The sequence below is a fragment of the Pseudomonas donghuensis genome, assembly GCF_000259195.1.
In the GTDB taxonomy this organism is placed as follows: domain Bacteria; phylum Pseudomonadota; class Gammaproteobacteria; order Pseudomonadales; family Pseudomonadaceae; genus Aquipseudomonas; species Aquipseudomonas donghuensis.
Map to the genome: position 1 here is coordinate 17,176 of NZ_JH650791.1, position 15,084 is coordinate 32,259.

13 protein-coding genes are annotated in these 15,084 nt (G+C 62.1%); 4 read left to right on the plus strand and 9 right to left on the minus strand.

What is annotated here, in order from left to right; all coding sequences use genetic code 11:
• Positions 1 to 11 precede the first annotated feature (11 nt).
• The gene (locus UW3_RS0125825) at positions 12 to 725 is read right to left on the minus strand and encodes a TetR/AcrR family transcriptional regulator (protein ID WP_010226965.1); all 714 of its coding nucleotides are present in this window, start codon (positions 723 to 725) and stop codon (positions 12 to 14) included.
• Between the two features lie 209 nt (positions 726 to 934).
• Between UW3_RS0125825 and lexA the strand changes: the two genes are divergently transcribed.
• Positions 935 to 1,543 carry a transcriptional repressor LexA gene (lexA, locus tag UW3_RS0125830; RefSeq protein ID WP_010226967.1) on the plus strand — a complete coding sequence of 203 codons (609 nt, stop codon included), beginning with the start codon at positions 935 to 937 and terminating at the stop codon, positions 1,541 to 1,543.
• A 10-nt stretch (positions 1,544 to 1,553) separates the two neighbouring features.
• Positions 1,554 to 2,048: an SOS-induced cell division inhibitor SulA gene (gene sulA / locus UW3_RS0125835; RefSeq protein WP_010226969.1), complete on the plus strand. Its 495-nt coding sequence runs from the start codon at positions 1,554 to 1,556 to the stop codon at positions 2,046 to 2,048.
• A 66-nt stretch (positions 2,049 to 2,114) separates the two neighbouring features.
• Here the strand turns inward: sulA and UW3_RS0125840 are convergent, their stop codons facing one another.
• The 7 genes from UW3_RS0125840 to UW3_RS0125870 form a co-directional block, all read right to left on the minus strand.
• The gene (locus UW3_RS0125840; protein ID WP_010226971.1) at positions 2,115 to 2,348 is read right to left on the minus strand and encodes a hypothetical protein; all 234 of its coding nucleotides are present in this window, start codon (positions 2,346 to 2,348) and stop codon (positions 2,115 to 2,117) included.
• Positions 2,349 to 2,398: 50 nt separating this feature from the next.
• Complete coding sequence (locus tag UW3_RS0125845; RefSeq protein WP_010226974.1) at positions 2,399 to 2,920, minus strand: DUF6586 family protein; 522 nt, start codon at positions 2,918 to 2,920, stop codon at positions 2,399 to 2,401.
• A gap of 140 nt (positions 2,921 to 3,060) precedes the next feature.
• On the minus strand, positions 3,061 to 5,673 hold the full coding sequence (gene topA, locus UW3_RS0125850; protein ID WP_010226976.1) for a type I DNA topoisomerase: 2,613 nt from the start codon (positions 5,671 to 5,673) through the stop codon (positions 3,061 to 3,063).
• Between the two features lie 100 nt (positions 5,674 to 5,773).
• Entirely contained in the window at positions 5,774 to 6,025 is a 252-nt protein-coding gene (locus tag UW3_RS0125855; protein WP_010226982.1) for a DUF1653 domain-containing protein, read from the minus strand.
• Positions 6,026 to 6,104: 79 nt separating this feature from the next.
• The gene (gene fadA, locus UW3_RS0125860) at positions 6,105 to 7,280 is read right to left on the minus strand and encodes an acetyl-CoA C-acyltransferase FadA (protein WP_010226989.1); all 1,176 of its coding nucleotides are present in this window, start codon (positions 7,278 to 7,280) and stop codon (positions 6,105 to 6,107) included.
• A gap of 31 nt (positions 7,281 to 7,311) precedes the next feature.
• Entirely contained in the window at positions 7,312 to 9,459 is a 2,148-nt protein-coding gene (fadB, locus tag UW3_RS0125865) for a fatty acid oxidation complex subunit alpha FadB (RefSeq protein ID WP_010226991.1), read from the minus strand.
• Positions 9,460 to 9,942: 483 nt separating this feature from the next.
• Positions 9,943 to 10,380 carry a hypothetical protein gene (locus UW3_RS0125870; RefSeq protein WP_010226993.1) on the minus strand — a complete coding sequence of 146 codons (438 nt, stop codon included), beginning with the start codon at positions 10,378 to 10,380 and terminating at the stop codon, positions 9,943 to 9,945.
• Positions 10,381 to 10,489: 109 nt separating this feature from the next.
• Here UW3_RS0125870 and UW3_RS0125875 point away from each other — a divergent pair, with 109 nt between their 5' ends.
• Positions 10,490 to 10,933: a universal stress protein gene (locus UW3_RS0125875; RefSeq protein ID WP_010226995.1), complete on the plus strand. Its 444-nt coding sequence runs from the start codon at positions 10,490 to 10,492 to the stop codon at positions 10,931 to 10,933.
• A gap of 45 nt (positions 10,934 to 10,978) precedes the next feature.
• On the opposite strand, the gene UW3_RS0125880 is transcribed toward UW3_RS0125875, so the two are convergent.
• The gene (locus tag UW3_RS0125880) at positions 10,979 to 12,898 is read right to left on the minus strand and encodes an ATP-binding cassette domain-containing protein (RefSeq protein WP_010226997.1); all 1,920 of its coding nucleotides are present in this window, start codon (positions 12,896 to 12,898) and stop codon (positions 10,979 to 10,981) included.
• A 221-nt stretch (positions 12,899 to 13,119) separates the two neighbouring features.
• On the opposite strand from UW3_RS0125880, the gene UW3_RS0125885 reads away from it, so the two are divergent.
• Complete coding sequence (locus UW3_RS0125885; protein ID WP_010226999.1) at positions 13,120 to 15,048, plus strand: transglycosylase SLT domain-containing protein; 1,929 nt, start codon at positions 13,120 to 13,122, stop codon at positions 15,046 to 15,048.
• The last annotated feature ends 36 nt before the right edge of the window (positions 15,049 to 15,084 follow it).

The window sequence follows — 15,084 nt, forward strand, 5'->3', positions numbered from 1 at the left end:
CAGCCGTGGCATCAGGCCTTGGCGGCGACCGGGGTGCTGCCGGACTTACTGCGTGGGCGCAACTGCGCGGCAGCCATGGCTTCGTCAGTGACACCGCTGTCGGCGCGCATGCCGGCGGCCAGGAACGGCACCATCAGGCGCATGACCTGCTCGATCGAGGTATTGATGCCGAAATCGGTTTCGGCGATGGCGCGCAGGGCCTTGATCCCGGACATGCTGAACGCCGCGGCGCCGAGCATGAAGTGCACGCGCCAGAACAGCTCGATTGGCGGAATGCGCGGCGCGGCTTCGTTGACCAGCAGCATGTAGCGGCGAAACACCTTGCCGTACATGTCTTCAAGGTAACGGCGCAGGTGGCCCTGGCTCTGGCTGAAGGCCAGGCCCAGCAGGCGCATGAAGATCGACAGGTCATTGCCGCTGCGTGGCTGCACCACCAGCGCCTGCTCGACCAGCATCTCCAGCAGCTCTTCAAGGCTCGGCTTTTGCTCGGGGCGGGCCTGGCGGCGCTCCAGCTCGCGCTCAAGGCTTGCGCAGAACGGCCCCAAGAAGCGCGAGAACACCGCCTGGATCAGGGCCTTCTTCGAACCGAAGTGGTAGTTCACCGCCGCCAGGTTGACGCCGGCCTTGCTGGTGATCAGCCGCAATGAGGTTTCGGCAAAACCTTTTTCCGCGAACAACTGCTCGGCAGCATCGAGAATGCGTTCTACGGTTTCCGACTGGGCCATGACTACTCCGCCTGACAAACACTTGTTTGAAACATACGTTTCAAAGCGGTGATTTGTCAAGTCCGCGCAGCCGCTTTGCGGCCATGCGGTCACGTATTAAACCATAGCTGCGAGAGCGCCCATCCGCCTTTTCTTGGCGCGTGGCGCTTGCAGCTTGCCACCTACTGTATATAATTCCAGTCACTGTATAAAAAGACAGAGCGATCGACATGCTAAAACTGACGCCACGCCAAGCTGAGATTCTGGCTTTTATCAAACGCTGCCTGGAAGACAACGGCTTTCCGCCCACCCGCGCAGAGATCGCCCAGGAGCTGGGTTTCAAATCGCCCAACGCCGCCGAGGAGCACCTCAAGGCCCTGGCCCGCAAGGGTGCGATCGAAATGACCCCGGGGGCGTCACGGGGCATCCGCATCCCCGGCTTTGAAGCCAAGCCCGACGACAGCGGCCTGCCGATCATTGGCCGGGTGGCGGCCGGTGCGCCGATCCTCGCCCAGCAACACATCGAAGAATCCTGCAACATCAACCCGGCGTTCTTCCATCCCCGCGCCGACTACCTGTTGCGCGTTCACGGCATGAGCATGAAGGATGTCGGCATCGTCGACGGCGACCTGCTGGCCGTGCACACCTGCCGCGAAGCTCGCAACGGCCAGATCGTCGTTGCTCGCCTGGGTGACGAAGTCACGGTCAAACGCTTCAAGCGCGAAGGCAGCAAAGTCTGGCTGATTGCCGAGAACCCCGAATTCGCCCCAATCGAAGTCAACCTGAAAGACCAGGAGCTGGTGATCGAGGGCTTGAGCGTCGGCGTCATACGCCGGTAAAGGAGGCATCATGCAGTTCCCCCCTGCGTCACAGAACGTACCGCTGCAAGCACAATTGCCACTGTTCGAAGCATTCCTGGCCCAGCCGGTGCTGCCCGGACTGAAAAGCGCCAAGCCAGCGCCCCACCCCGGCGCGGCCCAGGTTTTCAGCGAGCTGTCTTTGCGTGGCGCACTGGGTAGCTGCCAGAGCCTGTTGGCCCCGATGCTGCGTGAACTGAGCGAGTTGAGCGAAGAACATGACGCCCGCTGGCTGACCCTGATCGCCCCACCTGCCAGCCTGACCCAGGCCTGGCTGCGCGAGGCCGGGCTGAACCGCGAGCGCATCCTGCTGTTGCAACCGCGCGGCAACCAGAGTGCCTTGCAACTGGCCTGCGATGCCCTGCGCCTGGGCCGCAGCCACACCGTGGTCAGCTGGCTCAACACCGTCAGCAGCAGCGCCCGCCAGCAACTGAGCAATGCGGCTCGCGCTGGAGACGCACAAAGCCTGAACATCCGCCTCGGCTGATATTCAGGTCTGTTTCAACCATTGATTTCGCCAGGCTTCCTCAGGACGAGGAAGCCATGCAGGCGATCAGTGCAGGACCCGTGGCCCTTCGTCGCGTTCGATCTCGCCTTCTACCAGCTTGCCGGCCATCTGCACGCCAACACTGAGCATGGCCTTGGCCACTTCCACGTGCTGACCTTGCAAAAAGGCTTTGGCGTCCTCGGAGAAATCCAGGGTTACCAACGAACCCTCGTCCTCGGCACGGCGCAGCTCGATCCGGCCATCAGGCAACTCGACAATTTCTAGAAAGGACGTTGGCATAAGGGGCTGTTCTCCGCGAAAGGCCGGCATTGTACCAGCCACCGCCCCAATCAGCACTCACTCAAACCTTCACGAAAACGAACCGTAAGCCCCTTGAGGTTCTGCCGCCAGCTTTCCAGCTCTTCGCGCGACAGCGCTGGCGCCTCGGGTTCATCGAGGCTTAGTGCCTGGATCAGCGGCTGGGTAACGTCGGTTTTTGGCGCTTTTTTCGCGACCGGCGGTCGGAACAAATCGGCATAAGCACTTAGCAATTGCGCCAGCCAGGTTTCGCGCTGTTCGGCCAGCTCAACCAGTTCGGCCATCTCTGGGATGGCCACAGCCTCGAGCACTTCGCGGGTCAGCAACAGCTCGGCACGGGGTGCGCCGGCCTGGGGCAAACGATAAAACCCGGCAATCTCGTGACACAAGCCCAGCAGCGCGCCGTACAGGTGAAACAGCGCCGACTCACGCTCGGCCTGGATCAGCGCCTGGGCATTCATGGCCCGGCTTTCCTGCGCCTTGCCAAGGGCTTCGAGGGCCAGGCCTGCGAAGTAAATCTTCTGGTTGGTACGGGTGTAGAGTTCCTGGGCCATCTGGGTGCCCTCCGAAAGGCTGCAAGGCGGTCTGTGAATTTACACCATTGCAGGCCTGAAAAGCATCGCGGGGCAAGCCTGCTCCCACAGGGATCACTGTGGGAGCGGGCTTGCCCCGCGATTTTTACCTGACCTGGCGATCAGCGCTTGTCTTCGACCTTCCAGGCATTGCCGTCATAGAACGCACGCCAGCCGGTCGGCTTGCCGTCGACCTCGGTCTGCACGTACTGCTCCTTGGTCTTGCGGCTGTAGCGGATGACCGCCGGGCGACCGTCCGGGTCCTTCTTCGGCGCCTCGCAGAGGAAGTGATACTTCGGATCGATCTCATCCTTGTGCGGGATGATCTCGATCACCAGGGGTGCACGGGTCTCGCGGTTTTTCGGGAACTGGCTGGCAGCCAGGAACAGCCCCGAAGCACCGTCACGCAGCACGTAGGTATCGTTGACCTTCTCGCACTTGAGCTCCGGCATCTTCACCGCATCCATCTTCGGCGGCGCCGCCTCGCCACTCTTGAGCAGCTTGCGGGTGTTCTTGCATTCGGCGTTGGTGCAACCGAAGAACTTGCCGAAACGGCCAGTCTTGAGCTGCATCTCGCTACCGCACTTGTCGCACTCAAGGCTCGGCCCTTCGTAGCCCTTGATGCGGTAGTTGCCTTCTTCGATCTCGTAGCCGGTGCAATCGGGGTTGTTACCGCAGATGTGCAGCTTGCGCTTCTCATCGAGCAGGTAAGCATCCATGGCCGTCGAGCAGATCGGGCAGCGGTGCTTGTTGAGCAGCACGCGCGATTCCGATTCACCCTCATCGTCGGCGGCGATTTCATCGCCCGGGACCAGGTTGACGGTGGCCTTGCAACGCTCTTTGGGCGGCAGGCTGTAGCCCGAGCAGCCGAGGAACACGCCGGTGGAGGCGGTGCGGATCATCATCGGCCGGCCACATTCCTTGCAGGCAATGTTGGTCAGGGTCGGCTGGTTGGCACGCATGCCCTTCTCGCCGTCTTCGGCCAGCTTCAGCTTGTTGCTGAAGTCGCCGTAGAACTCGTCCAGCACGTTTTTCCAGTCGCGCTCGCCCTGGGCCACGTCATCGAGGTTCTCTTCCATGCCGGCGGTGAAGCCGTAGTCCATCAGGTTGGAGAAGCTCTCGGACAGGCGCTCGGTGACGATGTCGCCCATCTTCTCGGAGTAGAAGCGGCGGTTGTGCAGGGTCACGTAACCGCGATCCTGGATGGTCGAGATGATCGCAGCATAAGTCGAAGGACGACCGATACCGCGCTTTTCCATCTCCTTGACCAGGCTGGCTTCGGAGTAACGCGCCGGCGGCTTGGTGAAGTGCTGGCTCGGGTCGAGCTGGATCAGCTTGAGTACTTCGCCCTGGTTCATTTCCGGCAGCACATCGTCATCGCCCGGCTTGCTCTGTTGCGGCAATACCCGGGTGTAACCGTCGAACTTGAGGATGCGGCCCTTGGCGCGCAGCTCGAAGTTGCCTGCGGTGACGCTGACGGTGGTCGACAGGTACTGCGCCGGTGGCATCTGGCAGGCCAGGAACTGGCGCCAGATCAGCTCGTACAGACGCTCGGCATCGCGCTCCATGCCACTGAGCTTGGTCGGATGGGTGTTGACGTCGGATGGACGAATCGCTTCGTGCGCTTCCTGGGCACCCTCTTTGCTGCCGTAGACGATCGGCGCTTCGGGCAGGTACTTCTTGCCGAACTCGCTTTCGATGTAGCTGCGAGCCATTTCCACCGCATCGACCGAGAGGTTGGTCGAGTCGGTACGCATATAGGTGATGTAGCCGGCTTCGTACAGACGCTGGGCCATCATCATGGTTTTCTTCACGCCGAAGCCCAGGCGGTTGCTCGCGGCCTGCTGCAGGGTCGAGGTGATGAACGGCGCCGACGGCTTGCTGCTGGTCGGGCGGTCTTCACGCTTGGCCACGGTGTAGCTGGAGGACTTGAGCTGCGCCAGCGCTGCCATGGCCTGGGCTTCGTTGAGCGGCTTGAAGGCTTCGCCGTTCTCGCGGGCCACTTCGAAACGCACCTTGGCGTCCTTGGCGGTACCCAGGTCGGCGTGCACTTCCCAGTACTCTTCAGGGATGAAGGCACGGATCTCGCGCTCACGCTCGACCACCAGCTTCACCGCCACCGACTGCACGCGGCCGGCGGACAGGCCGCGGGCGATCTTGGCCCACAGCAGTGGCGAAACCATGTAGCCCACCACGCGATCGAGGAAGCGTCGCGCCTGCTGGGCGTTGACCCGGTCGATATCCAGCTCGCCAGGCTGCGAGAACGCTTCCTGGATGGCTTTCTTGGTGATTTCGTTGAACACCACGCGCTTGTAGCGGCTGTCATCACCACCGATGGCTTCGCGCAGGTGCCAGGCAATGGCTTCCCCCTCGCGATCCAAGTCGGTTGCGAGATAGATGGTGTCGGCATCTTTGGCCAGGCGACGCAGTTCGTCGATGACCTTCTCCTTGCCCGGGAGAATCTCGTATTTGGCTTTCCAGCCGTGGTCAGGGTCGACGCCCATGCGTGCGACCAACTGCTTGCGCGCCTTCTCTTTTGGCGACAGGGCCGGCGCTTCGCCTGCGGCGGCCTTGCCGCGCTTGGCGGCAGGCTCCTTGCTGGCGCTGGCCGAACCGCTGGTGGGCAGGTCTCGGATATGGCCGATACTCGACTTCACCACGTACTGGCTGCCCAGGTACTTGTTGATGGTCTTGGCCTTAGCCGGGGATTCCACAATGACCAGCGATTTGCCCATGGATCGGAAAATTCCTGAATACTGAAAATAAAAACACGGCAGGTACCTGACGCGGCACCGCTATATATAGTGGCAACAGAGTGAGGTCAAGCGCGGGGCTCTAGCCACCCTCGGCATCGGGCCGGGAAAACAGCTCGGTTTCAGCCTTGACCAAAGCAAAGCGCGGCACTTGCTCGCCGTCAACCTCGACCGACTCGAGGAACATCGAAAGCGGTCGCACCCACAGGCCGAATTCACCGTACAGCGCCTGGTAGAACACCACCCACTCCTCGGTTTCGGAATGGCGCGCGGTGCCGAACACACGATACTCAGGCCCCTTGTAATGCCGGTATACGCCTGGTTGTATCTGCATGTTGCTCACCCTCTTGAAAAAAAATTCCTGCAAAAACAAAAACCGGGGCACCAGGCCCCGGTTTCCACCCGCCTAACGCTTAAACGCGTTCGAAGATGGTGGTGATGCCTTGGCCCAGGCCGACGCACATGGTCGAAACGCCGAGGGTCCCGCCATTCTGCTTCATGACGTTGAGCAGAGTGCCGGAAATCCGCGCACCGGAGCAACCGAAAGGATGGCCCAGGGCGATGGCGCCGCCGTGCAGGTTAACCTTCTCATCCATCTTGTCGAGCACTTTCAGATCCTTCAGCACTGGCAGGGCCTGTGCGGCGAAGGCTTCGTTGAGCTCGAAGAAGTCGATATCGGCGATGGACAAGCCCGCACGCTTGAGGGCTTTCTGGGTCGCCGGAACCGGACCGTAGCCCATGATTGCCGGGTCGACACCGGCCACGGCCATGGAACGGATCACCGCCAGAGGCTGGATACCGAGGTCCTGGGCACGCTGGGCCGACATGACGATCATGCACGAGGCGCCGTCGGTGATCTGCGACGAGGTGCCGGCGGTCACGGTACCACCTTTGGGGTTGAAAGCAGGCTTGAGGGCCGCCAGGCTTTCCAGGGTGGTGTCCGGGCGAATGGTTTCGTCGTAGTCGAAGACCTTGAGGAAACCGTTCTCGTCGTAGCCCTGCATCGGGATGATTTCATCCTTGAACTTGCCTTCGACCGTCGCCTTGTGGGCGAGCTGGTGCGAACGCAGGCCGAACAGGTCCTGCTGCTCACGGCTGATGCCGTGCATCTTGCCAAGCATTTCGGCGGTCAGGCCCATCATGCCCGAGGCCTTGGCGGCGTACAGCGACATGTGCGGGTTGGGGTCGACACCGTGCATCATGCTGACGTGGCCCATGTGCTCGACACCACCGACGACGAAGACATCACCGTTGCCGGTCATGATCGCCTGCGCCGCGGTGTGCAGCGCGCTCATCGACGAGCCGCACAGGCGGCTGACGGTCTGGCCGGCAGCGGTGTGCGGGATCTGGGTCATCAAGGAGGCCATGCGGGCGATGTTCCAGCCCTGCTCCAGGGTCTGGTTGACGCAGCCCCAGATGACGTCCTCGACTTCGCTCGGATCGACCTTGGCGTTGCGCTCCAGCAGCTTGCTGATCAGGTGCGCGGACATGTCTTCGGCGCGGGTATTGCGATGCATGCCACCCTTGGAGCGGCCCATCGGGGTGCGACCGAAGTCGACAATCACCACGTCTCTTGGATTCAGGCTCATATATTCACTCTCGCTCTATATCGTTGGGCGCTTAACCGAAGAAGCTCTGGCCGTTCTTGGCCATTTCACGCAGCTTCGCGGTGGGGTGATACAGCGGACCCAGATCGGCGTATTTGTCGGCCAGGGCAACGAATTCGGCTACACCGATCGAGTCGATGTAACGCAGCGCGCCGCCACGGAAAGGAGGGAAACCAATACCGTAGACCAGGCCCATGTCGGCTTCGGCGGCGGTGTCGACGATACCGTCTTCCAGGCAGCGAACGGTTTCCAGGCACAGCGGGATCATCATCCAGTTGATGATGTCTTCGTCGCTGACTTCACGTTGCTCGTAAACGATCGGCTTGAGCACGTCGAGGACTGCCGCGTCAGCGACTTTCTTCGGCTTGCCGCGCTTGTCGGTCTCGTAGGCGTAGAAGCCCTTGCCGTTCTTCTGGCCCAGGCGCTTGGCTTCGTAGAGCACGTCGATGGCCGAACGACGGTCGTCCTTCATGCGGTCCGGGAAGCCTTCGGCCATGACGTCACGGCCGTGGTGGCCGGTGTCGATACCGACCACGTCCATCAGGTAGGCCGGGCCCATTGGCCAGCCGAATTTTTCCATGATCTTGTCGATGCGCACGAAGTCGACACCGGCGCTGACCAGCTTGGCGAAACCGCCGAAGTACGGGAACAGTACGCGGTTGACCAGGAAGCCCGGGCAGTCGTTGACCACGATCGGGTTCTTGCCCATCTTCTTGGCGTAGGCCACGGTGGTGGCAACCGCCACTTCGCTGGACTTCTCGCCACGGATGACTTCAACCAGCGGCATCATGTGCACCGGGTTGAAGAAGTGCATGCCGACGAAGTTTTCCGGACGCTTGAGGGCCTTGGCCAGCAGGTTGATGGAAATGGTCGAGGTGTTGGACGCCAGGATCGCGTCTTCCTTGACCTGGCCTTCCACTTCAGCCAGCACTGCTTGCTTGACCTTCGGGTTCTCGACCACGGCTTCGACGACGATGTCGACGTTGCCAAAATCGCCGTAGGACAGGGTCGGGCGAATCGCGTTCAGCGCTTCGGCCATTTTCGCCGGGGTCAGGCGGCCTTTTTCAACGCGCTTGCCGAGCAGCTTGGAGGCTTCGTTCAGGCCCAGCTGGATGGCGCTTTCGTTGATGTCCTTCATCAGGATCGGGGTGCCCTTGACCGCCGACTGGTAGGCGATGCCGCCCCCCATGATGCCGGCGCCGAGCACGGCAGCCTGCTTCACGTCGCGCGCGATTTCGTCGTGGGCCTTGGCTTTGCGCTTGAGTTCCTGGTCGTTGAGGAACAGGCCGATCAGGCTCTCGGCAACCGAGGTCTTGGCCAGTTTGACGAAGCCTGCGGCTTCGACTTCCAGGGCCTTGTCACGACCGAAGTTGGCGGCCTTCTGGATGCTCTTGATCGCTTCGACCGGCGCCGGGTAGTTCGGGCCAGCTTGACCGGCGACGAAACCCTTGGCGGTTTCGAACGACATCATCTGCTCGATGGCGTTGAGCTTGAGTTTTTCCAGTTTTGGCTGGCGCTTGGCCTTGTGGTCGAGCTCGCCGCTGATGGCGCGCTTGATCAGGTCAAGGGCCGCAGCCTGCAGCAGCTCAGGGGTTACCACGGCATCGACGGCGCCGACTTTCAGCGCGTCTTCAGCACGGTTTTCCTTGCCGGCGGCAATCCACTCGATGGCGTTGTCGGCACCGATGATACGCGGCAGGCGCACGGTACCGCCGAAGCCCGGGTAGATGCCCAGCTTGACTTCCGGCAGGCCGATCTTGGCGCTGGTGGCCATGACGCGGTAGTCGGCAGCCAGGCACATTTCCAGACCGCCGCCCAGGGCGATGCCATTGATTGCGGCAACGGTCGGCACGGCCAGGTCTTCGAAATCGCTGAAAATCCGGTTGGCTTCCAGGTTGCCGGCGACCAGTTCGGCCTCGGGCAACTTGAAGTTATCGACAAACTCGGTGATGTCCGCGCCGACGATGAATACGTCCTTGCCACTGCTGACAATCACGCCTTTGATCGATGCGTCGGCTTTGATGGTGTCTACGGCCTGACGCAATTCGTTCAGGGTAAGACGGTTGAACTTGTTGACGGACTCACCCTTGAGGTCGAACTTCAGTTCGACGATGCCGCTTTCAAGAGCCTTAACCGTGATGGCTTTACCTTCGTAAATCATCAACTGATCTCCACGATATGGAAGCTGAACTGTACACGCCGATCGCTGGTGAAAGATCCGGCCGGCCATTGGCCGTTGTTGCCGAACCCTTGCTCCAGGCACACCCGCCAGCGCGATAGTCGGGATTCTGTAAGAGCCGTCTGACAATACAAACGCTCAATTCATACGCCCGTTTGATTTGGGTATGCACACATTCAACGAAAAGATCGCCGTTGTCAAATACCCAAAAGCACCGTGAAAACGCGACTTTCCGGTCATTTTCTGCTGACAGGGGGCAAACGGCCGCTCTGCTGATGGCACGCCATTCAGCGCTGCGATAGTGGTCAATGGCTTACACGCGCTGATCATCGATCAACGCGAAACAAGAGAGGGAGTAGGCAGCAAATTGCCGCTGGATGGCTACACTGCAAGGGACTGAAACATTACACCGGCCTGCCTGGCCTGTCCGCCCGATCTGTGCATCGGGCTTTTTATTGATAGCGATCAGGCCAGGGCGTTGAGCACTGCGGCAATATCCTGCAATACAGCCGTTTCACCGCGCTCACCCCAGTACAAGGCAACCATCTGCGGGCCCGCCTCGACTTTGTAGACACTCTCCGGCAAGCGCGCCAACTGCTCGGCATGCGCGGCATCGGCGCAAGGCTCGCGCCACTGGTTGAGCCACACGCCGGGGGTGGTCTGCCAGTAGCACCAGCTGTCGCTACGGCCCTGGCGTCGTGGCCGCAGGTACTGTGCGCATGGGCTGGGCGGCTCCTTGGGCAGCCAGTGCGGCCACTCCTGGGGCGCCAGTTGCATGGCCAGGCCCATGCGCCGGGCTTCCATGCGCAGGGCCATCTGGCCGCTTTGCTTGCGCGAAGGACGCAGCCAGGCCAAAGGGCTGAGAATCAGCGCAAGGATTGACACCACTACCCAGACCGTCATATCAGTTGTTCCCACAAAGCGTTGCAAATGAGCTGGTTAGCCGTGATTCGAAGCGATCAGCCTGAAACCGACCATACTTTACCTATCGCGACTGTCAGGAGAGCTTCTCATGCCCTACGAACACATACTGGTTGCCGTCGACCTGACCGAAGAATGCGATCCGGTCATCAAGCGCGCCATGACACTGGCCGAGCCGACACAGACCAAGGTTTCCCTGGTACATATCGTCGAGCCCATGGCCATGGCCTTTGGCGGCGACGTGCCGATGGACCTGTCCCAGCTGCAACAGCAACAGTTCGACCAGGCCAAGGAGCGCATGGATCGTCTGTTCAACAAGTACCCGGGCATCAACCGCGGTGATTCGCACCTGACCTACGGCCAGCCGCGCCAGGAGATCCACCAACTGGCCAAGGACCAGAAGTGCGACCTGATCGTGGTCGGCAGCCATGGCCGCCACGGCCTGGCCCTGCTGCTGGGTTCTACCGCCAACGACGTGCTGCACGGCGCACCCTGCGATGTGCTCGCGGTACGCCTGCAGAAAAAAGCCGAGTAACACCCGGGTGGGCCCGGCGCAGGCTCATGCGCCGGGCCCTGCCCTTCAGCTGTCGAGTTCGGCCCAGCGCTCGACCAGCACATCCAGCTCGGCCTGCATCTTCTCCAGGCTCGCCAGTACCGCACTGGTCTGCTCGATCGGGCGCTGGTAGAAGGCCGGGGCAGAAATCTCTTCCTGCACCGCCGCCATCTTCTGCTCCAGCACATCGATCTGGCCCGGCAAGGCTTCCAGCTCGCGTTGCAGCTTGTAGCTGAGCTTTTTCTTTGCCGTTTCAGCCACTGGCGCCGCTATCGGCGCAGGCGCCACGCTCTCGACCACAGCGGTGTTGAGTTCGGACTTGCCCGACTTGCTCTCGGTAACCCCGAGCAACTTCGGCGAACCGCCCTGGCGGATCCAGTCCTGGTAACCACCGACGTACTCGCGCACCTTGCCCTCGCCTTCGAACACCAGGGTGCTGGTCACCACGTTGTCGAGGAAGGCCCGGTCGTGGCTGACCATCAGCACGGTGCCCTTGAACGCCGACAGCACTTCTTCGAGCAGCTCGAGGGTCTCGACGTCGAGGTCGTTGGTCGGTTCGTCGAGCACCAGCAGGTTGGCCGGCTTGCTGAACAGCTTGGCCAGCAGCAGGCGCGCACGCTCGCCACCGGACAGGGCCTTGACCGGGGTCCGGGCGCGCTGCGGGCTGAACAGGAAGTCGCCCAGGTAGCTCAACACGTGACGGCTCTGGCCATCGATATCGATGAAGTCGCGACCTTCGGCGAGGTTGTCGATCACGGTCTTTTCCAGGTCCAGCTGATGGCGCAGCTGGTCGAAATAGGCCACTTCCAGGCGGGTGCCGGACTCGACCTTGCCGCTGGTGGGCTCAAGATCACCGAGCATCAGCTTGAGCAAGGTGGTCTTGCCGGTACCGTTGGCGCCAAGCAGGCCGATACGGTCTTCGCGCTGCAGGACCATGGAGAAGTCCTTGACCAGCTGCGGGCCACCCGGATGGTTGAAGCTGACGTTCTCCAGGACCATCACCTGCTTGCCGGACTTCTCCGCGACATCCAGCTGGATGTTGGCCTTGCCCTGACGCTCGCGACGCTCGCTGCGCTCGACGCGCAGGGCCTTGAGGGCGCGCACACGGCCTTCGTTGCGGGTACGCCGGGCCTTGATACCCTGGCGGATCCACACTTCTTCCTGGGCCAGCTTCTTGTCGAACAGCGCGTTGGCGGTTTCTTCGGCCGCCAGTGCCGCTTCCTTGTGTACCAGGAAGCTGGCGTAGTCGCCGTTCCAGTCGATCAGGCCGCCACGATCCAGTTCGAGGATGCGCGTGGCCAGGTTCTGCAGGAAGGAACGGTCGTGGGTGATGAACAGCACGGCACCGCCGAACCCGCTGAGGGCATCTTCAAGCCAGGCAATGGCACCGATGTCCAGGTGGTTGGTCGGCTCGTCGAGCAACAGCAGGTCGGGCTCGGACACCAGCGCCTGGGCCAGCAGCACACGGCGGCGCCAGCCACCGGAGAGCTCGGCCAGGGTCTTGTCGGCCGGCAGTTGCAGGCGGCTCAGGGTGCTGTCGACCAGTTGCTGCAGGCGCCAGCCATCGCGCGACTCGAGGTCGTGCTGGACGTGCATGAGCTTTTCCAGGTCGGCATCGCTGTGGATGTTCTGGCTCAGGTGGTGGTACTCAGCCAGCAAGGCGCCGACGCCATCGAGGCCTTCGGCGACCACGTCGAACACGGTACGGCCGTCGGCCACCGGCAACTCTTGCGGCAGCTCGCCGATCTTCAGGCCCGGGGCACGCCAGACATCGCCTTCATCAGGCTTCTGATCGCCCTTGACCAGGCGCAGCATGCTCGACTTGCCTGTGCCGTTGCGGCCGATGATGCACACCCGCTCACCACGGGCGATCTGCCAGGACACCTTGTCCAACAACGGCGTGGCGCCGAACGCAAGGGACACATCGCTTAATTTGAGCAGGGTCATGATCTTCTCCAAAAACCGGGCGCGCATTCTACCCGACTTGGGCCGGCTTCACATTAAGCAGCGCGTCCTTCAGTACCTTCCGACGACAGGCCGCTTCTTTACAAGCAGATACAAGCACAATGCTTTCATCCGCCTGCGGCAACCGGCTAAGCTAAGGCAATGCAACTCCAACAGTGCTGGCTTCGCCGTCACTTTTCATGGTCAAACTGCCCGGAAGTCTCATGCGCAGCCGCCTGCTCCACCTCGTATCCAGCCTGCTTCTCACTGCCTCGGCGGTGGGTGTCGCCCAGGCGACCGACATCACCCAGCAACGTCAATATTACGATGAAGCCAAACGCGCCCTGGCCAAGGGTGACAAGGGGCCCTACCTGCGCTATGCCGATGCCCTGCGCGACTACCCGTTGACGCCTTACCTGGCCTACGACGAGCTGACCGCCCGGCTGAAAACCGCCAGCAACGCCGAAATCGAGAAATTCCTCGGCGCCCACGGCGACCTGCCCCAGGCCAACTGGATGAAGCTGCGCTGGTTGCGCTGGCTGGCCGAGCGTGGTGACTGGGCGACGTTTACCAAGTACTACGATCCGAAACTCAATTTCACTGAACTGGACTGCCTCAATGGCCAGTACCAGCTCAGCCATGGCCAGCGCGCCGAAGGCTTTGCCAGCGCAGAAAAACTCTGGCTGGTCGGCAAGTCGCAACCCGCGGCCTGCGACGCCCTGTTCGAGCGCTGGGCCGCCGAAGGCCAGTTGACCGAGCAAAAACGCTGGGAGCGCGCCAAGCTGGCGGCACAAACCCGCAATTATGCGCTGGCCAATACCCTGGTCAAAAGCCTCAACACCCTGGCGCCGCAAGGCCGCCTGCTGATCGACGTGGCGCAAAAGCCCGAACTGCTCAACCAGCCCGGGCGCTTCACCCCGGTCAACGAGGCGATGTCCGACGTGGTCAGCCTGGGCCTGCGCCGCCTGGCCCGCCAGGACCCGGAGCGGGCCATGAACCTGCTCGATGACTACGCCAGCCGCATGCATTTCTCCCGCGACGAGAAAGTTGCCATCGCCCGCGAGATCGGCCTGACCCTGGCCCGCCGCTACGACCCGCGCGCCCTGGACCTGATGACCCGCTACGATCCGGAGCTGCGCGACAACACCGTCACCGAGTGGCGCCTGCGCCTGCTGCTGCGCCTGGGCCGCTGGGAAGATGCCTACGCGCTGACCAAGCGCCTGCCGCAAGACCTGGCCAGCAGCAACCGCTGGCGCTACTGGCAGGCGCGCAGCCTGGAGCTGGCACAGCCGAAGGACCCGCAAATCCCGCTGCTGTACAAAACCGTGGCTCGCGAGCGTGACTTCTACGGCTTCCTGGCCGCCGACCGCTCGCAAACGCCTTACCAGTTGAACAACAAGCCGCTGGTGCTGAGCCAGCAGGTGGTCAACAAGGTCCGCAACACCCCGGGGGTCAAGCGCGCACTGGAATTCCACGCCCGCGGCCAGATTGTCGACGGGCGTCGCGAGTGGTACCACGTCAGCCGCCACTTCAACCGTGACGAGATGGTCGCCCAGGCCAAGCTGGCCTACGACATGCGCTGGTACTTCCCGGCCATTCGCACCATCAGCCAGGCCAAGTACTGGGACGACCTGGACATCCGCTTCCCGATGGCCCACCGCGACACCCTGGTGCGTGAAGCCAAGGTACGTGGGCTGCATTCGAGCTGGGTGTTCGCCATTACCCGCCAGGAAAGCGCGTTCATGGACGACGCCCGCTCAAGCGTCGGCGCCAGTGGCCTGATGCAACTGATGCCGGCCACCGCCAAGGAGACCGCGCGCAAGTTCAGCATCCCGCTGGCTTCGCCTGCGCAGGTGTTCAACCCGGACAAGAACATCCAGCTGGGCGCCGCTTACCTGAGCCAGGTGCACAGCCAGTTCAACGGCAACCGGGTACTCGCCTCCGCCGCCTACAACGCCGGCCCGGGCCGCGTGCGCCAGTGGCTGCGCGGCGCCGACCACCTGAGTTTCGATGTCTGGGTCGAGTCGATTCCGTTCGACGAGACGCGCCAGTACGTGCAGAACGTGCTGTCGTACTCGGTGATCTACGGGCAGAAGCTCAATTCGCCACAGCCGCTGGTGGATTGGCATGAGCGGTATTTTGACGATCAGTGATCGTGTCCAGCCCATCGCCGGCAAGGCCGGCTCCCA